Raw genomic sequence first — 18,372 nt, forward strand, 5'->3', positions numbered from 1 at the left:
ATACTATCACGACACCTAGCGCGGGAGAGGGGGTAGACCAAGGTGAAATTGAAAAATATGTGCTTAATTCAAAATTAAATCTTGTCTAAAAAATTTCAGGGGCACTGCCTAATATTTCTAAACTATTTGGCTTCTTTATAAAAACTTTGCATAATATATTCAATAAATGTTTTTAGAGTGATCATGAAAATAAGGATTAGTATATTTTTATTATTATTTTTAAGCCAAGTATTTAAGGTTAACGCTTTAACTCAAGAAGAAAATAAGATAATTCATTATTTAAAAGCTAGTTCCCAAGAACAGCTCCATTTATTAGAAGATATAGTCAATACCAACAGCGGCACTACTAATATAAATGGTGTTAAAAAAGTAGGTGAATATTTAGAGTCGGAATTAAAACAACTTGGATTTACTACCCAATGGAAAAGTTTACCTGCTAAGATGAATCGAGCTGATACATTAATTGCTTATCATCAAGGTAATAAAGGGAAGCGATTTTTGTTAATAGGTCATCTTGATACAGTTTTTCCTGCTAGTAGTTCCTTTCAGCGTTTTAATTTAAAGGGAAATATTGCAACAGGACCAGGTGTTATCGATGCAAAAGGTGGCGATGTTGTAATCATTTACGCTTTAAAAGCCTTAGCTAAAGTAGGTGCATTGCAAGATGCAACAATAACGGTTGTGTTTACAGGTGATGAAGAAGACTCTGGAAGACCCACCTCTCTTTCTAGAAGACCTTTGATTGATGCAGCAACTCATAGTGACGTTGCGTTAGATTTTGAATGGGCAATATCATCTGATACTGCTACTGTAGCACGTAGAGGTATTGAAGATTGGGTAATTAAAACCGAGGGAAATGAGGCACATTCTTCCCAAATTTTTAAACCAGACGTTGGTAACGGTGCTATTTTTGAACTTAATCGCATTTTAGATACTCTACGAATGCTTCTTTCCAAAGAACAGTATTTAACATTCAATCCCGGATTAATTATGGGTGGTACTACAATTGAAGTGAATAGTGATGGAAGTAATCTTGTTTTTGGAAAACCCAATGTCATAGCTAAAAAGGCTATAGCAGAGGGGGATATTCGTTTTTTAACAGAACAGCAAAAAGAGAGTGCTAAGAAAACAATATTGTCTATTTTAAAGCAGAATTTGCCTGGTACAACAGCCGAAATTATCTTTAAAGATGGTATTCCATCAATGACGCCTAGGAAGGCTAATCTAAAATTATTAACTATTTATAGCAATATAAGCTCACAATTAGGATTAGGCAAAGTTACAGCGCTTGATCCCGGCATGAGAGGCGCTGGTGATATATCATATATTGCTGCTAAAGTACCTTATGCTTTAGCTGGCTTAGGTCCTGTTGGCAGTGGTGCGCATTCTGCAAAAGAAACACTTAATGTTGCATCGTTACTAACTCAGACTGAGCGTATTGCATTATTAATGTATCAGTTGCTTAATAATCCAGGCTTATTTGACACTAAATAACTTCTTGTCTAAGCTAATTTTTTGGTAAGTGTTTGCTCGGAACTATTGTCAGAGTTTTTACTGCTGTAAGCTCTCATTACCTATTTTATCTGCATTTAATTTAATTCTTTTTACCTAAGGATGTTTGTTAATGACATGAAAAGCCTTCTTTTATGTCAACTTACATTTATTAAGAATTATTTTTTATACAAGGAGGTTTTAATGCGTCAAGTAAAATATTTTCTTTTTGGTATCTTTTTAAGTTGCTCATCATTTGCTTTTGCCCAAACTTATCAAGGCGAATTAGAAGTGCTTATCTTTGATGATTTTTCGCATAATCAATCAAAGACTATTTATCAATTGCATGAAGGTGATGAAGTTTATATTTTAAATTTACCTAATACCATAGATAAAGCCAATCTCTTGTCGGGAAAAACTGTCATTATTGAAGGGCAAGAGGTGCAAGGAGTTAAAGAGAAAACTATTAAAGTAGATTCATTAACAATACCAAACAAAACAAGTTTTTCAGAATTACCTAATGAAAACCCAGCAATTTATGAGACAAGAAAAGTATTAGCATTGCTGGTTAATTTTACTAATATGCAGGCAACAACAACTGTATCAACCAATACGGTAGATTCTATTCTATACACGAGTACCCGTTCGACGCGAGCTAATTTTCAACGTAGCTCTTTTAATCAAGTTAATTTTATTCGTGATACGAACAGTGATGGTAAACCAGATATTTATGTCATTAACCTTAATTATGCTGCCAGTGGCTGTAATTATAATCAATGGGCAATTGACGCTAGAAACGCAGCTACCAGAGCAGGAATTAATCTATCTTTATATAGACACCATATGTTTGTCATCCCACAAAATGTCAGTTGCAACTGGGGAGGATTAGGTCATTTAGGTTGTGGGACTACATGTAGCACCTGGGTGCGAGCTTATAGTCCATCCCAAGTATATTCCCAGCTAATCTATACCCATGAGTTAGGGCATAATCTAGGCATGAATCATGCTGCAACTGATACTAATAATGATGGTGTAAGTGATTCTGAATATGGTGATGCTGCTTGTATTATGGGCACAGGTGATTTTCAATATTATAAGGAAGTTAATGCACCACATCGGGATAAAATGCAATGGTTTGCCAGTTTTCCCAACCGTATAGCTAATGTTACAGCTGGTAGCTATACCCTCTATCCATTAGAGGCTGGTGTAACTGGAACAGGTTTATTAGCATTGAAGGTTAAGAAAAATGCAACTGATACTTATTATATTTCTTATCGTAAAAATATAGGGCCTTTTGGCTCTGGTGCCGCCCCTTATCTTGATAAGATTAGTATTCACCGAACTCGAACTGGCGATGCGCATACCTATTTTATCAGAACGTTAAGCGCTGGACAGACTTTTGCTGATTTATCAAATAATGTAAAAGTAACAGCAGTAGTTATAGGAGGTAATGTAGCTATTGTAAATATTAATTGATAGATAAATTTAAAGCCCTTTGTTATAGGGCTTTAATTTTTAAATTTATTGCTACTATATTTTACTTTGTTCCCTAAACCCTTAGAAAATTCATATATTAGATTTGATTAAAAGTGATTTGCCTAAATTTTTAAAACTCTATCAGCAGAATTCAAATTTTCAGTCTACAATCTACTTATTAATTACCAGTCAATATTAATTAAAATTGACTAAATTGATTAAAATTATAACTAAATTAATTAATTTATTTATAAATATGTTATTTCCTATACGGGTAGTCTAATTATTTTATGGTTAAGTCTCATAAAGAAATGACCCATATTTTGGGTTTGCCAGCGAATCCTTTTAACAGCATCATATCTAATGAAGGAATGGTGAACACTGACGCTTTTGATAGTGTAGAACGAAGATATAATTTACTAAAATCTGCAGGCGCGTCTGATTTAGATTTTCAATACTTACCTGATCAAGGAAAAAAACTAAGCTTACCGAATGCACCGGGTAAATATGTAGGGTTTTATACTTATTGGGAAGGACATGCTTATTCGTTTCATGCAATTAATGACGGAACTCAAACTCATTTTATCTACGTAAATCGAGGGGAACCTCATGAAACAATGGATGAAACAAAGCCACCTAATGTAATCGTATTTTCTTTGAACAACGGAGATGAAGCTAATAATTTTGCTAATAACATGCGAATCGCAGCTAATTCGATTTTTAGTATGCGCGATCAAATGTCGACTTTCCTTGTTAATAATAAAAGTAGAGAGAATGCTGAGTTTACTAATCTATTAACAAAAAAAAATCAAAAGGTAGGAAACTGTACTATAGCTAATTCTAATATTGCTTGGCATTTTCAATTAGCGTCAGATTATATGCAACGTAATCCGGGCACAGATTTTTCAACAGCTTATGAGCAGACTAAATCGGCTTATAAAGAAATGCGAGGTAAGGATAGAATTCAAGCATTTAAATATTTATTAGAGGATAAAGATAATTACCTTTATAAAGATGCTTACCTTTATAATTATTTTAAAGCACTGATTAAAGTGGAACGAAAAGAAGGAATAGCGGCTATTTCAGAAATTGTTAAGAACAATAAGCTATTAATTAAATCATTGATAAAACCCCTATTAGATATAAAAAAAATAAAAAAATTTAGCTATATTATTTCTCTTGAAGCCTCCGTATCTTATTCTTCAACTCAGCTAAAAAATCAAATTATTCACTCTATAAGAGCACCACTCTTAGAGGAGTTTTTTAAAGAACTTAATTTAGAAAAGCAACAAAAATATATAAAGAAGAATAAGGAGTTATTAAAATATGCAAATCCTACTTTACAAAAAAAATTGATTGAAAATGATATTTCGTTAACTAAATTTGCTTCTACCCAGGTACAAGTACAATTACTAGTGGCTCATCCTAATAAATATCGTTACTACGCGAGTGATGAGGCGCTTAAAGCCAAAGGAATCAATCCTGAAGAAAATAATTTTTTGTTTGAACAAGCAAATTTTCTTAACAAGAATGAAGAAATTTTACAGATGAAAAAAGTCAGTAGTAATTTTTTGTTATCAAAAAGTGCTAGTCATAAAGAAGCCCAAATTAATAATAAGCTTAGAATTTTATATTCTTATGCAGAAAGAGGTGATGAAATTGGGGCGAAAAAAAGTTGGGACGAGCTTTGTCTCGTTTGTGCTGAGCGCAGGTTTTGCCCTTTGGGGAATAAATATTCAATTGATACTCATTCTGCGAAATGGTTAATTAAACACGTGGAAGGAGATGAGCAGTTGCAAAAAATTTTGGGTATAAAAAGTTCAGATTTAGTAATAGAACAAGTTCAAGATATTATAATGAAAAAAAATGCTGAACTGGCTCATAAAAGTTCTGACTTTAAAAAAAGTTATCAAAAAGTCAATAGTGCAACAGCTAAGGCAGAGTCTACAGCTGATGAAGGTTTAGTTGTGTCTAACATACCTAATAGTCCTTGAAATTACTATTTTTTCTCATTATTAATGATGTAATAAGGATAAGCATTAAGAAGTTTTAAATCTTATTACTTTGCGCTTTAAATTTTTATTACATAAAAATTTTATTTTAAGAATCATTATCATTAATTAATTAAATTAGCCCAAAAAATCTTAAAATTCATAGTCCTAAAATCAAATGGCTATAGATCACATTGTTCAAAATTTGATTTGTACTGTGAATATCCTACGCTTTAAGATAAGAGCGTATCCTAAGGAGCGTGCATGCGTTCATTTATTATTGCTGCGTGTTTGTTTGCAAACGTAGCCTTAGCAGACGAGATCATCGGTTTTACGGCCTTTGAAAATGAAGATTACAATACAGCTTATCCTCATTTAATGGAGTCGGCTAAACAAGGCAATGACGATGCTATGTATCTTCTAGGTAGAATGTATCAATATGGCTATGGCGTTAATCAAGATGACGCTAAGGCTGTTGAGTGGTATCGAAAAGGGGCTGAAAAAAATAATGCATTAGCTCAACTGAGCTTAGGTTATATGTATGATAATGGTAAAGGCATACAACGAGACTTTAAAGAAGCCTTTAAATGGTATATGAAAGCTGCAGAACAAGGTAACTCCATTGCTCAGCGTAATATCGGGCTTATGTATGCTACGGGCGATGGGGTGCAAGCCAGTGATCAGCAAGCATTTGTATGGTTTAAAAAAGCAGCTGAAAAAGGCTATTCTAAGGCCCAAGTTAATCTTGGGTATCAATACATGACTGGCGTAGGCACTGATAAGGATATAGAGAAAGCGCTGTATTGGTATAATAAAGCGGCTGAACAAGGGGATCCTAAAGGTGAATACAGCTTAGGTCTGTTATATACCGGCAAATTTGGGATTGCTCCAGATCAGAAAGCAGCTTCTTATTGGTTTTCAAAAGCAGCTAATCAAGGTCATCGCAATGCACAAGCTTATTTAGCCTACCAATATTTACATGGACTAGGCACACCTACTGATGCAAAAAAAGCTGCTTATTGGTATCAGGCTGCTGCTGAAAGAGGACACGCAGAAGCACAAGCAGAGTTAGGTCAATTGTATTTAAGTGGTTCAGGTGTTGAGAAGGATTATCAGCAAGCTGCCTATTGGTTTGGAAAATCAGCCGCACAAGGCGATCCGGTGGCACAAGGAAAACTTGGCTATTTATACCTAGCAGGTTTAGGTGTTACTAAAGATAATGCTCAAGCTTATGCTTGGTTTAAGCTAGCTGTAGATAATAAGAATGATGGTGCTGTTGATGAACTAGCGCGGCTTGAACCAAAACTAACTCCACAGGAAAAGCAGCGAGGCGAACAAATTTTTCAAGAATTAAAAAAGAAAGGGGCGGTGGCTGAGAATGATGTAGATGAGTAATTAAAAACTACGGGGTTAACGAGTAATAAGATTACTTGCGGCTGTAAAGTCGTATTAATATGAGTATTTAAGCGTTATAGAAAAGCTTATTGCTGAGGTATAGAAGTATTTTGAAAAGGAGTATCTTGAGAATCTAGAGAAAGCATGTCAGAAATTTCTTGATGAATATTAAAAGTTGATTCTTCACTAGCACCTTGATTCGAAAAAAGTAGGTGATGAAATTTTCCTGTTTGACTTTGGCATTACTAACTGATAGATAAACGATAATACTTCCTGATAAGCTTTATTGGAATTATTTGAAAATAGTTAATAAATAAATTAAGAATAAGGAAGCTCTGTTAGATAGTTTATAATTTATTTTTATCTTTCCGCTAAGTAAATGCTTTAGGTTATGAATAAGATAAGCTTAAAAGTCGTTATTTAATTATAATAATTTATAAGGTATTTAGACTTTCAGAAATAAGATTAACAGATAATTTTCCTTCTCTGTCTTTAGTTCGCTTTAAAATAGTATAATTGATTAAACTTAAATCATTTAATTTGACATAAGCAATACTCAAAAAGTATTCGCTTTCAATGGTAACCAACTCTTTACGTAGATTTAATTTTTTTAGTAATTGATTTAATTTTTGTTCATTCAAAATACCTGTTTTTCCACGAGCATTCATAATGTCAGCTATTTGCTCATCACTAAATTTATTACCAAGCGCCATTAATACCTTACGGGGCGCTGTATTAATGTTGATAGGAGTGACAGTTGGTAACGTGGTAATAAAAGGACTAAGCTGCTGGTATATTTCCCCTGTAACACCACGAACCAAACGTAGCTCTGATACACTTTGAAATAATTGTTTACTAGGATAATAGGGTGGCTTTTGTTTTAGATAGTAAGTAATAAATTCATCATTTCCACGCCCAGGCGTATAAGGTGTTAGCCATTGAAATATTGCCACTGCTAATCGCTCTTGATCTTGAGGTGGTGTTTTAGCTAAAACATTACTTAAAAATTTTAAAAAAACGGGATAGTAGTTTTTGTCGCTTAAATTATTTAAGTTAAAGAAAGCCTGTAAGTCATATAAAGAGCCACTGATGGCAACATTAGGATAAATAGAAGAGTACTGTTTAGGAAAATCTTTCACTTTGCCTTGTTTATCGGCAATAGTATATTGATTTTTCACATTGGCAAGATCCCCCATAGCCCAAAAAGCAATAGCTTGCGAAGCAAGATATAATTTATCGCTGGTAATGGTTAGTTGGGTACGATAAATATCAAGTTGTAGACGAATACTCATGGCAGTAGCAGCAATTGCTACTAAAGTCATAATAAATAAGGCGGAAATTAAAGCGCTGCCTTTGCCATAAATATTAACAGAAATATTAGTAACGACCTTAACCTGCATATTGCGCCTTAGGAATAGGTAAAAGTAAACTTAACTTATCACGCTGGTTAAGTATTAAAGTCAGCTGAATAGCTTTAGGCAACGGCTCGACTTGCTCAAGTTCACCAGTACCTACGTTCCAGCTAGGTAAAATTTGCAGGCTTTTATTCAAATAAGCGAACTGACATTTATTTAAGTTATCTAATAAAACCCTATCTTCATATTTATCTTTATTTGCTGGATCTAAGCTTGGCCAAGTTCTCCTTATTAATTGATTTTCTTTACATAGTAAACCTACACGTAATAAAGTACTTCTTTTTTCTGTACTATTGGGGTTGGCATGACCTCCACGTGTAAATTCTGAATAGCTGGCCTGGCCAATAAAGGCGGGAAACAAGTGCATTTCGTTACCGCGCACTGGCCTATTGATTATCTGCAGGCTGTCTCTTTCTAATAAACTGATAGCCAGCTGTAAATTTGTAAACCGATCAGCTTGCTCGGTAACGCGGGCACGTGTATTGAATGCATAATATAAGGCAGAAGAAGTTAAAGTGGCCAATATGGCAAATACCGCAATAGCAATTAATATTTCAAGTAAGGTAAATCCACCAGTTAATTTTTTTTGCAATTTTGTTGGGCTGATTAATCTTTCATGTATGTAAATGCTAGAGCTGTTGCAATTAATTTTATCTCTTAATTTAAAGTTATTTGGTAGCTTTGCTGTAAGCACTATAGGGTTATTCTTGTTCATAAAAATACCGATAAGCAGTTAAAGCCTCACTAAAAGGGCCAGCTTGATTTTTACTTACTTTAATATTAATTTCTTGAACAGCCTTTAAGGGAGTTTTAGTTATTTTAACTCGCCAATACCAACGTTGACCTAGCATAGTAGTGACTTGAGTTATTTCCTCATTTAAAGTGGGATTTAATAATTTAAGCTGTAACATGTTTACCCCTTGCAGGGCGATCCAATGACTTACCGTCTTATCTTTAATACGTGCTGTATTAGCAACATTTTGAGCAGTTACTTTTAATAAAGCAGTCAGTGCAATAGCAATTATAGCTAAAGCTAGTAGCACTTCTATTAAGGTAAAACCATTTTGATAAGATGGATTAGCGTATAGGTTTTTCATTTACTTTTTGGTTATCTAAAGTTAAAACGCCGTTATGTTTACCTATTAGAGTTATTATATTTGGCTCGGTAGGCGTTCCAAATATAAGTTTAAATTCAGTCATACTACCAGAGGGCGTCACTATAATAGTAGGACCTTTATTAGTCTTTAATTGATTATGTAAGGTAATAACTGTATCTTTTGGAAAAAAGCGGTGGAAAATAAGGCTATTTTTAGGCATGGGTTGCCAATTCTTATCGCTGTAGCGATAAGTTTCATAGCCTTCATTATTGACTGTTACGCCAAGTGTTACCATTTCTAATATAGCCCGTTGTTGTACAAGCTTTAAGTAGGCGCTAAATTGTTCTGCGGTTAATTTAATTCTTCTATTCGTACCAAAATCGCCGAACGCAAACAAGGCAACACTTGCAATAATGCCAATAATTAAAATGACAACTAATATTTCAATGAGGGTAAAACCACGCTCATTTTGCGTCCCAGTTACCAATTTCTGCATCTTTACCAGTACCACCAGGTTGTCCATTTGCTCCTAAAGTAAATACATCCACTTCCCCATGTTCACCAGGATTTAAATACAAATACTCACGTCCCCAAGGATCTTTTGGTACCGATTTCAAATACTGTTTCCAATCACGCGGTGCTGGATTACTGGAAGGTTTTTCTACTAAAGCTATTAACCCTTGATCAGTTGTTGGATAAAAGCCGTTATCTAATTTATAAAGATCAAGGGCATTTTGAATAGCTAAAACATCTTGTTTAGCTTTAACGGCTCGCGCTTCGTCTGGACGGCTAATAATTTTAGGTACAACGATAGAAGCTAAAATACCTAATATCACAACCACTACCATGATTTCAATTAATGAGAAACCTTTCTGTAACCTCATACTTTCTCCTACGAATAAATTACTAAATAATACTACCATTACCTTAATATTTGCCTAAGTGACTAATTGCTCCATTGAAAAAATAGGTAATAAGGTGGCTAATACAATAAAAAGTACTACAGCGCCCATAAGCATAATAACCATTGGTTCTAAAAGCGTAAGCGCTGTATCAATTAATCGTTTAACTTCATTATCTAAATGAGACGCTGCGCGTTCCATCATTTCTGCTAATTGTCCACTTTTTTCGCCACTAGCAATTAAATGAATCGCCATAGGACTTAAAAAATGCGTTTCTTTTAAAGCTACACTGATTCCGGTACCTTCACGCACGCGAGTTGTCGCGACATCAAAGGCATTGCGCATAACAACATTGTTAACAACACTTGCTGAAACACGCATCGTTTCTAATACATTGACCCCAGCAGAAAACAGTATACCAAAGGTATGGATATAGCGCGCGACATTTGTTGATCTTACTAAATAAGACCCTATGGGAAGTTTTAATAAAATTCGATGCCAGACGGTTTTTATTGCTAAATTTTTTAAACTTCTACGAAATACTATCAATATTAAAATAAAAGTGATTAACACATATAGACCATAGGCTTTAATAAAGTCACTAAGAATAATGAGTACTTTAGTCATTGCAGGCAATGATTGACCGCTGCTAGTAAATACTTCAATAATTTTTGGCACTACAAAAGCTAATAAAAAACTTATAATAGTTATAGACACAAAAATCATTAGAGAAGGATAAATAAGGGCATGTTGAATTTTTTGCCGGGTAGTTTGTTGAGTTTCAGTATAATCAGCAAGTTTTTCTAAAACTAAATCCAGACGGCCGGTTTGTTCGCCTGCGCTGACCGTCGCTCTATATAATTCAGGGAAGGAGTTAGGAAATTCACCCATGGCTTGAGCAAGCGAATAACCTTCAAGTACTTTAGCACGGATACCTATAAGTAATCCTCTAACTCGTTCTTTTTCAGTTTGTTCACTTACCCCGCGCAAAGATTCTTCTACAGGAATACCTGCTGCTAAAAGCGTCGCTAATTGTCTTGTTAACAGCGACAGATCTTGGGCAGAAATCTTGTCACGCCTACGCGGTGTCGTTGTTTGCTTGGTTAAAGCACGAACTTGGGTGGGAATTAAACCCTGATCGCGTAGTAGTTGCCTAGCTTGACGCTCGGAATCAGCTTCAATAACACCTTTATTTGTATTTCCCGCAGATGTTAACGCTTGATAATGATAAGCACCCATATTTTTTTTAAAGAATATCTATTTTAACAGTGTAATCTATTAGGTTTCAGAAGTCACTTAAGGTAAACTATTTATTAGGCTTCTATTGTTACTGAGCTGTGAGGTAATGGAGAAACCTATCTTTTGTTCAATTTTTAGGCTTAAAAAGATTATAGTTTTGTATAAAGACATTCTAACATTGAGTTTAATTCAGCCAGTATTGACGGAGGCCGATAGTTTAACCTTGGAGATAATGAATGAGTAACAATGCAGTTCAGGCAGCAATTAAAGAACATGGTGCTAAATTTGTTGATTTGCGTTTTACGGATACCCGAGGTAAAGAGCAGCATATTACGCTGCCTATCTCTGCTGTAGATGAGGATTTTATTGAAAACGGTAAAATGATTGATGGTTCGTCAATTAAGGGTTGGCAGAAAATTCATCAATCGGATTTAGCATTAGTTCCAGATTGCGAAAATATATTAGTGGATCCTTTTTATCAGGATAATACCTTAATTATTCGCTGTAATGTCGTTGATCCGCAAACTATGCTGGGCTATGATCGTGATCCTCGCTCGCTTGCTAAGCGTGCAGAAGCCTATTTAAACTCAACTGGCATTGCTGATGCAGCCTTATTTGGACCTGAGCCTGAATTTTTCATATTTGATGATGTTCGTTGGAAGACAACGATTAATAGCTCTTTTTATGAAATAGACTCCTCAGAAGCTCAATGGAATTCTGGTAAAAGTTTTGATGGTGGTAATATTGGACACCGCCCTCCTATCAAAGGTGGTTATTTTCCTGTTCCGCCAGTCGATTCTTCACAAGATATTCGTTCTGATATATGTCTTACGTTAGAAAGCCTGGGCATTGTCGTTGAAGCACATCACCATGAAGTAGCTACAGCAAATCAAGGGGAAATAGCAACTAAATTTGGCACATTAGTTAGAAAAGCTGATGAAATGCAGCTTTTAAAATATGTTGTGCATAATGTAGCTCATAACTATGGTAAGACAGCTACTTTTATGCCTAAACCGTTAGTAGGGGATAATGGAAATGGTATGCATTGTCACCAATCACTTATAAAAGATGGCGTTAACATATTTAATGGTGACAAATATGCTGGTTTATCAGAAACCGCGCTATACTATATTGGTGGTATTATCAAGCATGCTCGCGCATTAAATGCATTTACCAATCCTGCTACTAATAGTTACAAGCGCCTAGTGCCAGGTTTTGAAGCACCAGTTTTATTAGCTTACTCTGCTCGAAACCGTTCTGCTGCTATACGAATACCACATGTTGGAAATCCTAAAGGACGCCGTATTGAAGTACGTTTTCCAGATCCAACAGCTAACCCTTATTTGGCTTTTGCTGCGATGATGATGGCAGGGCTTGATGGTATTCAAAAGAAAATTCATCCAGGTGAGCCTATGGATAAGGATCTTTACGATTTACCGCCTGAAGAATTAACTGATGTACCCACCGTTTGTTCTTCATTAGAGCAGGCTGTTGAATACTTACGACAAGACCAAGAGTTTTTACTACAAGGTGATGTTTTTACTAAAGATTTTATAGAGAGTTATATTGCTTTGAGAGAAGCTGAAATAGCTCAAGTAAGAAGCCTAGTGCATCCTTTTGAATTTGAACTTTATTATAGTTTATAAAATAGACAGCCATATTATCCATAACTAACTAAAGATCAGTTTCAATGTTCTGAAACTGATCTTTAAAAGTTAATTTATTAAATAGATTCAGAAGTAATCGATCAGAAGATAGGCCAATATCTTGGTGAAATACTAGGGTTATGTAATATATGCCAAATTTTACCCTTAGTAAGTAGGGGGCTTATCACTGAGTTACAGAAAACTTTGCTGGCTATCATTAAGGGATTATACTTATGATAAAAGTTATTATTTCTATTTTCTTTTTCTTTTTGGTTAGTCCATTACAGGCTGAAATATATAAATGGACAGATAGTCAAGGTGTTGTTCATTTTAGTGACGAGCCTCATCCAGGAGCAGAAAAAGTTGTTTTGCCACCTACTCAGAGTAGTAATCCACCTTCTAACGCGCCAACAAATCCAACACCTCCAGTCACAGGGAATCCAGTCAATAAAAATTCTGTTACTCAGCCTGATTATACAGTGACTATTTCTCAACCTAAAAGTGATTCAACTATTCGTAATAATCAGGGATATGTGTCTGTTGTTATTGAGGTTGAGCCTGAGCTTCAACAAGGGGTAATGTTGCAGCTCATGTTTGATAATCGACCTTTAGGAAAACCGCAAGTAGGGAAAAGTTTTATTTTAAATAATGTAAATCGTGGTGCTCATACACTTGCTGTGCAGATTATCGGCGCTAACGGTGATGTATTAAGTACAAGTGATCCTGTAACTTTTTATATGCAAAGGCCAAGAGTTGGTATGGTGCCAAATACACGTCCAGCAAATACCCCTTGAAATTTTTATAGACCGTCCTCATATTGAAAAACAGTTTTTATTTTACTACATGCATTATGTAATGCTTTAGGGGAGATTTTAAATGTCGGGCAAGAAACAAACAATGGGATTCCAAACTGAAGTCAAACAGATGCTTCATTTGGTTGTGCACTCGCTCTATAGTAATAAAGAAATTTTTCTGCGTGAGTTAATATCAAATGCGTCAGATGCGCTTGATAAACTTCGCTTTTTAGCGCTTGCAAATTCATCTTTATATGAAAACGATTCAGATCTTAAGATTACTATTGATTTTAATGAGAAGTTAAAAACTATTACCATTAAAGATAATGGGATAGGTATGAGCTGGGATGAAGCGGTTGAAAATTTAGGAACTATCGCTAAATCAGGTACTAAAGAATTTTTAAATCATTTAACCGGTGAGATGAGTAAAGATTCTCATTTAATAGGGCAGTTTGGCGTCGGTTTTTATTCAGCATTTATCGTGGCTGATAAAGTAACAGTCAAAAGTCGCCGTGCTGGTTTAGCGTCTGAAGAAGGAATTGTTTGGCAATCTAATGGTGAGGGTGAGTTTACTATCGATCAAGAAAAACGTGCCGAACGTGGTACAGAGGTTATTCTTCATTTAAAGAAAGAAGAAGATGAGTTTTTAAGTGACTGGCGACTGCGCGGTATTATTAGTAAATATTCAGACCATCTATGCTGGCCAATTGTAATGAAGAAGGCTAAGGATGAAGAAAAAGATAAAGACGATAGTAAAGTTGAATATGAAACAGTCAATAAAGCCACTGCTCTTTGGACTATGCCTAAATCTGAAATAAGTGATGAAGATTATAAAGCTTTATATAAGCATATTTCACATGATTATCAAGATCCCTTAACCTGGGCACATAATCACGTTGAAGGTAAGCAAGATTATATAAGCTTATTGTATGTTCCAGCACATGCCCCATTTGATCTATGGCAGCAAGATGTAAAACATGGTTTGAAACTTTATGTTAAGCGTGTTTTTATTTTAGATGATGCTACTCAATTCTTACCGCGTTATTTACGATTTATAAAAGGGATTATTGATGCTAGTGATTTACCTTTAAATGTTTCTCGCGAAATTCTCCAAGATAATAAACAAGTTGAATCAATTAAAGCTGCTTCAACTAAACGTGTTTTATCTATGCTTGAAAAGATGAGCACAAGCGATACGGAAATGTATCAACGTTTCTGGAAGGAATTTGGTTTAGTTTTAAAGGAAGGGCCCGTAGAAGATTTTGCTAATCGTGAAGCGGTAGCTAGATTACTTCGTTTTGCTACGACCCATAATGATTCTGAGCAACAAAATATTTCTTTAATGGATTATGTTTCTCGTATGAAAGAGAAACAAGATAAGATTTATTATATTACAGCCTCTAGCTACAATGCTGCTAAATATAGCCCTCACTTAGAAATTTTTAAGAAAAAAGGTATTGAGGTGCTGTTATTAAGTGATCGAATCGATGAATGGTTAGTAGGTTACTTAAGTGAATTTGAAGGCAAAAAATTACAATCTATTAGTAAAGGTAAAATTGATTTAGAGCCAGAAAAAGATGAGCCAGATGTTAAAGAGCAGGAAAAATCTTTAGAACCTATGCTTAAACATATGAAAGAAATACTAGGTGATAAAGTTAAAGAGGTGACTTTAACCAATAGACTTACTGACTCGCCTGCTTGTATTGTGGCAGATGAACAAGATATGGGCCTGGAAATGCAGCGCATTTTACAAGCTGCTGGTCAACAAGTACCCGGTGTTAAGCCAATCTTTGAAATTAATCCACAACATGACTTAATTAAGCGATTACATGATATCGAAGATGATTCTCGTTTTGCTGAATGGGTTATCATGCTGTTTGAACAGGCGGTTCTCGCAGAGGGTGGGCAATTAGATAATCCGGCTGATTTTGTTAGTCGAGTTAATAAATTACTTATGACTGCTGCTTAGTTTATAAGTTAACTATTATTATCTTTTTTGTTTATATCCATCTTGTCTTATTTAAGATGGATATAAACTTTACTTAAGGCTCAAATAAGAGCTAGAGGATAGCGCTTAGTTGCGTTGTTTCCTCTTTTTCTTCTTTCTTCCCTATTTCAAAAGCACTAGTATTTTCATTTTGGCTAAATAGGGTATCTTGTGATAATGAGATAGGCATATTAGATGAACATCTCCAGCTTTGTAATGGTTCCTCTTTCTTTTGAGTTAAAATAGGAGAGGTAGAGGACACTTGTTGAGCTAGTGTTGCACGTTCTTTGTTTACTAGTTCCAACTTAGGCTTGATAAAGCAAACCATACGATTACGACTAGGATCACCTGCACGGATCATCTCCACGTCAGCACCAGAGACATCGTAATTCAGACCTGCTTCTTTGCATAATGATTTCCAGTGCTCCATCGAACGAAATAACCTGGTTTCATGCAACTCATCTTGCAGACTAGCCCCTATGACAGCGTTGAAAATCATATGTGCTCCATGTGCCATTACCATATCAGATTGATTGCGAACATCATGATCGACTAGCAGAAAATGTCCTTCTGCTCTTAAGACTCGTCTAACCTCTTGCAAGAAAAATTTTACTTTATTCTCAGGAAAGTGATGTAAGCCAATATAGCATGTAATGACATCGGCACTGTTGTCAGGTAGCTTATGTAAATTTGGATCACTGTAATCTAACTTAGCAAATTTATGATAAGGTCTAGGGAATCCAGTCTGAACATAATCAGACAATTGTGGATTTTCGTAAACTGCAACTATATTACCTGTTACTTTGAAATGCTTTTTAAATCCATCAACAAATCTACCTGGATAACCAATTTCAACTAGACCATTTATTTCTTTAGTACCATCCAGCAAAACGACTGCTTGTTCAGTTAAATCATTTTTTATTTCAGATAATGAAGTTAATATATGGCGAAAATCTGCCAGTGCATTTGCAGAGATTTCAGGAAGACGACGGCATAATTCCTGGTATATTTCTGCATGAGAATCATTATACCTCATAACGTCTTCTAACAAGTTATACAACTCTTTAGCCTCGACACGTTTTAGTACTACGCTAAGAAAACCGCTAAAACGCTCCTTCATTTCTTTGGTTTTCATGAGTTCATTAAAATAATTAGGCCTAGTTGATTTATGTGCAAAAAGGTTATTATAAATAGGTGCAAGATATTTTTGATAAAATCCACTGACAAATAGCTCATTCGGATCTACTTCATGCTTCATGCGCATAGCCTCAGCAGCTCTTGGATAGGCACGATTAAAGTCTTTTGGATTTGATATATGTTGATAGGGCAAGTAATAAGTACCGCCATGTTCAACAGCTAAATTTTGTGCTTCGCGTAACCACTTTTTAGCTTTGACAACTTGTGAATGCTGTAGTGGTTGGTTAAAACATAACACTATGGCAAAACGATCACCATCATGCGCATAGGACATCGGAGATGCGTTGTGTTGTTTTACAAAACGTACTGAAGCGTTAATTAACGCTACTTGATTGCTAGTCAGCAGTCGACTAAGTGCATACAAAAAGTCTCGCAAATTTTCTTCTGGAATAAAATATTCTTGTAACCATTCCGCTTCACTAACAGCATTGTTAAACATGGCATTAATTGGTGGCTGCATAATTTGATTTACTGTCATTGGCGGTGAATCATTTCTTAATAAGCGGCCATATTCTCTTTGCCAATATTTGTCTCTCATCCAGGCAAATTGGTTAGCCATATTTACCAAAATACGGTTGATACGTGAACCATATGTTCCTTCTTGAATTAAGTTTTCTGTTTTTACCTGCTTTGAATTATCTACTTGGACATAATCAACTGCGACTCCTGTGCCAAGTAAATCTTTTGGATCAAGTGACAGACGATATAAATGCATATGTATATTTTCATTTGGTTCGACGTTTCTACGAAAATGATTCACATAATCACTGAGCTTAACTTCTGTGCCTACTTCTTTTAATAATTTGTTATTGGTTAGCTGAAGGGTTATACTCGTAACAATACCAAACAGGCCTAAGCCACCAGTAATAAAGTGAAATAAGGGTTCTTTTGGAGTAATTGTTTGTTTTTCACCCTGAGCGTTAATGATATCCATGGATAGTATGGTATTAGACAGTACGCCCGTACGGTGGTTCCAACCATGAATATTGGTGCCAACAGAGCCGCCTGCTGAAAATACATTAGATGCTTGCTGAACTTCAAGAGCGAGTCCTAATTTGTCTGCATAATTTTGTACATCCTCCCAATGTGCCCCTGCCCCTATTGTGGCTGTTTGTTCCTTTGCATTAATTTCTACGGTATTTAAATAACGCATATCAATAGCGATACTTTGCTCACCCTTCGCACCTTCTGGAAAATATTGCTTACCTTGGCTCCTTCCTGAACCTATAGGCATTATTTTATGTCCATTCTTTGCTGCATCTTTTATAATGTCTATAACATTATCAACATTTTTAGGATATTCAATCTTGGTATTTAAATCCTGGTGTAATTTTCCACCTGATACTAAACCTTGAGTTGGATTATCTGAATTAAAGTGAAGTTGGACAAGTTTTGGTTTAAATAAGCCAACTGGTGAGGCTAACAGTGCTAAGACATTTTTACTAAAAAGAGTAGCGTACTTTTTAAGTTTAACTATACGATCATCTTGTACTTCATCTGATCGAGTAAATACACCTATACTGTAGCGGATACCTATTCCTAAGGAAGTAAACATATCAATAGCGGCGGCTGGCAAAAACAAGCCGCCATAAATAGTGCGAAGCTTTATTTCCTTCCATAGTTTTCCAAATAAGCTACCTGGCTCGCTTAAGTAAGTTCTTTCTATCATAGCAGCAGGTCCTGCACTAAACTTGCCTATCTCTGGCAATATTTTATCTATCTTAGATCGCATTTATAGTTTT

General features: G+C 35.2%; 14 protein-coding genes. 7 read left to right on the forward strand and 7 right to left on the reverse strand.

All coding sequences use genetic code 11. From position 1 onward, the window contains the following. Positions 1–183 precede the first annotated feature (183 nt). From DYH30_RS06760 to DYH30_RS06775, 4 genes are all read left to right on the forward strand, one after another. A complete protein-coding gene (locus DYH30_RS06760) occupies positions 184–1,494 on the forward strand; it encodes a M20/M25/M40 family metallo-hydrolase (protein ID WP_115330919.1) in 1,311 nt (436 codons plus the stop codon). Between the two features lie 201 nt (positions 1,495–1,695). Further along, positions 1,696–2,967, forward strand: coding sequence for a metallopeptidase domain-containing protein (locus DYH30_RS06765; protein WP_160116170.1), 1,272 nt, complete (start codon positions 1,696–1,698; stop codon positions 2,965–2,967). Positions 2,968–3,257: 290 nt separating this feature from the next. Then, positions 3,258–4,961, forward strand: coding sequence for a hypothetical protein (locus DYH30_RS06770; protein ID WP_131740593.1), 1,704 nt, complete (start codon positions 3,258–3,260; stop codon positions 4,959–4,961). 261 nt (positions 4,962–5,222) lie between these two features. Further along, positions 5,223–6,353 carry a tetratricopeptide repeat protein gene (locus DYH30_RS06775; RefSeq protein WP_115330922.1) on the forward strand — a complete coding sequence of 377 codons (1,131 nt, stop codon included), beginning with the start codon at positions 5,223–5,225 and terminating at the stop codon, positions 6,351–6,353. Positions 6,354–6,787: 434 nt separating this feature from the next. Here DYH30_RS06775 and gspK read toward each other — a convergent pair whose 3' ends face one another. The 6 genes from gspK to lspF are packed head-to-tail and all read right to left on the reverse strand — an operon-like array spanning position 6,788 to position 11,006. Continuing rightward, positions 6,788–7,753 carry a type II secretion system minor pseudopilin GspK gene (gene gspK / locus DYH30_RS06780; RefSeq protein ID WP_115330923.1) on the reverse strand — a complete coding sequence of 322 codons (966 nt, stop codon included), beginning with the start codon at positions 7,751–7,753 and terminating at the stop codon, positions 6,788–6,790. Beyond that, positions 7,743–8,483 carry a type II secretion system minor pseudopilin GspJ gene (gene gspJ / locus DYH30_RS06785; RefSeq protein WP_115330924.1) on the reverse strand — a complete coding sequence of 247 codons (741 nt, stop codon included), beginning with the start codon at positions 8,481–8,483 and terminating at the stop codon, positions 7,743–7,745. The genes gspK and gspJ overlap by 11 nt, the downstream gene beginning before the upstream one ends. Continuing rightward, entirely contained in the window at positions 8,470–8,865 is a 396-nt protein-coding gene (gene gspI / locus DYH30_RS06790; RefSeq protein ID WP_115330925.1) for a type II secretion system minor pseudopilin GspI, read from the reverse strand. The genes gspJ and gspI overlap by 14 nt, the downstream gene beginning before the upstream one ends. Continuing rightward, on the reverse strand, positions 8,846–9,388 hold the full coding sequence (gene gspH, locus DYH30_RS06795; protein WP_115330926.1) for a type II secretion system minor pseudopilin GspH: 543 nt from the start codon (positions 9,386–9,388) through the stop codon (positions 8,846–8,848). Before gspH ends, gspI begins: the two co-directional genes overlap by 20 nt. Next, complete coding sequence (gene lspG, locus DYH30_RS06800; protein ID WP_115330927.1) at positions 9,330–9,749, reverse strand: GspG family T2SS major pseudopilin variant LspG; 420 nt, start codon at positions 9,747–9,749, stop codon at positions 9,330–9,332. Before lspG ends, gspH begins: the two co-directional genes overlap by 59 nt. Positions 9,750–9,803: 54 nt before the next feature. Continuing rightward, a complete protein-coding gene (lspF, locus tag DYH30_RS06805; protein WP_115330928.1) occupies positions 9,804–11,006 on the reverse strand; it encodes a GspF family T2SS innner membrane protein variant LspF in 1,203 nt (400 codons plus the stop codon). A 236-nt stretch (positions 11,007–11,242) separates the two neighbouring features. Here lspF and glnA point away from each other — a divergent pair, with 236 nt between their 5' ends. The 3 genes from glnA to htpG all read left to right on the forward strand — a co-directional run bounded on the left by glnA (position 11,243) and on the right by htpG (position 15,415). Continuing rightward, positions 11,243–12,652 (forward strand): type I glutamate--ammonia ligase, encoded by a 1,410-nt coding sequence (glnA, locus tag DYH30_RS06810; protein WP_115330929.1) that lies wholly within the window; start codon positions 11,243–11,245, stop codon positions 12,650–12,652. A 233-nt stretch (positions 12,653–12,885) separates the two neighbouring features. Next, on the forward strand, positions 12,886–13,446 hold the full coding sequence (locus DYH30_RS06815; RefSeq protein ID WP_115330930.1) for a DUF4124 domain-containing protein: 561 nt from the start codon (positions 12,886–12,888) through the stop codon (positions 13,444–13,446). 82 nt (positions 13,447–13,528) lie between these two features. Then, a complete protein-coding gene (gene htpG / locus DYH30_RS06820) occupies positions 13,529–15,415 on the forward strand; it encodes a molecular chaperone HtpG (protein ID WP_115330931.1) in 1,887 nt (628 codons plus the stop codon). 91 nt (positions 15,416–15,506) lie between these two features. Here htpG and DYH30_RS06825 read toward each other — a convergent pair whose 3' ends face one another. Beyond that, the gene (locus DYH30_RS06825; protein ID WP_115330932.1) at positions 15,507–18,362 is read right to left on the reverse strand and encodes an FAD-binding protein; all 2,856 of its coding nucleotides are present in this window, start codon (positions 18,360–18,362) and stop codon (positions 15,507–15,509) included. Between the last annotated feature and the right edge of the window lie 10 nt (positions 18,363–18,372).

It is taken from the genome of Legionella busanensis (assembly GCF_900461525.1).
GTDB lineage: Bacteria > Pseudomonadota > Gammaproteobacteria > Legionellales > Legionellaceae > Legionella_C > Legionella_C busanensis.

Excerpts from the sequence above, each read along its gene's own strand:
- DYH30_RS06760 (WP_115330919.1), top strand. The coding sequence starts at position 184 with ATGAAAATAAGGATTAGTATATTTTTATTATTATTTTTAAGCCAAGTA.
- DYH30_RS06765 (WP_160116170.1), top strand. The coding sequence starts at position 1,696 with ATGCGTCAAGTAAAATATTTTCTTTTTGGTATCTTTTTAAGTTGCTCA.
- DYH30_RS06770 (WP_131740593.1), top strand. The coding sequence starts at position 3,258 with ATGGTTAAGTCTCATAAAGAAATGACCCATATTTTGGGTTTGCCAGCG.
- DYH30_RS06775 (WP_115330922.1), top strand. The coding sequence starts at position 5,223 with ATGCGTTCATTTATTATTGCTGCGTGTTTGTTTGCAAACGTAGCCTTA.
- gspK (WP_115330923.1), bottom strand. The coding sequence starts at position 7,753 with ATGCAGGTTAAGGTCGTTACTAATATTTCTGTTAATATTTATGGCAAA.
- gspJ (WP_115330924.1), bottom strand. The coding sequence starts at position 8,483 with ATGAACAAGAATAACCCTATAGTGCTTACAGCAAAGCTACCAAATAAC.
- gspI (WP_115330925.1), bottom strand. The coding sequence starts at position 8,865 with ATGAAAAACCTATACGCTAATCCATCTTATCAAAATGGTTTTACCTTA.
- gspH (WP_115330926.1), bottom strand. The coding sequence starts at position 9,388 with ATGGACAACCTGGTGGTACTGGTAAAGATGCAGAAATTGGTAACTGGG.
- lspG (WP_115330927.1), bottom strand. The coding sequence starts at position 9,749 with ATGAGGTTACAGAAAGGTTTCTCATTAATTGAAATCATGGTAGTGGTT.
- lspF (WP_115330928.1), bottom strand. The coding sequence starts at position 11,006 with ATGGGTGCTTATCATTATCAAGCGTTAACATCTGCGGGAAATACAAAT.
- glnA (WP_115330929.1), top strand. The coding sequence starts at position 11,243 with ATGAGTAACAATGCAGTTCAGGCAGCAATTAAAGAACATGGTGCTAAA.
- DYH30_RS06815 (WP_115330930.1), top strand. The coding sequence starts at position 12,886 with ATGATAAAAGTTATTATTTCTATTTTCTTTTTCTTTTTGGTTAGTCCA.
- htpG (WP_115330931.1), top strand. The coding sequence starts at position 13,529 with ATGTCGGGCAAGAAACAAACAATGGGATTCCAAACTGAAGTCAAACAG.
- DYH30_RS06825 (WP_115330932.1), bottom strand. The coding sequence starts at position 18,362 with ATGCGATCTAAGATAGATAAAATATTGCCAGAGATAGGCAAGTTTAGT.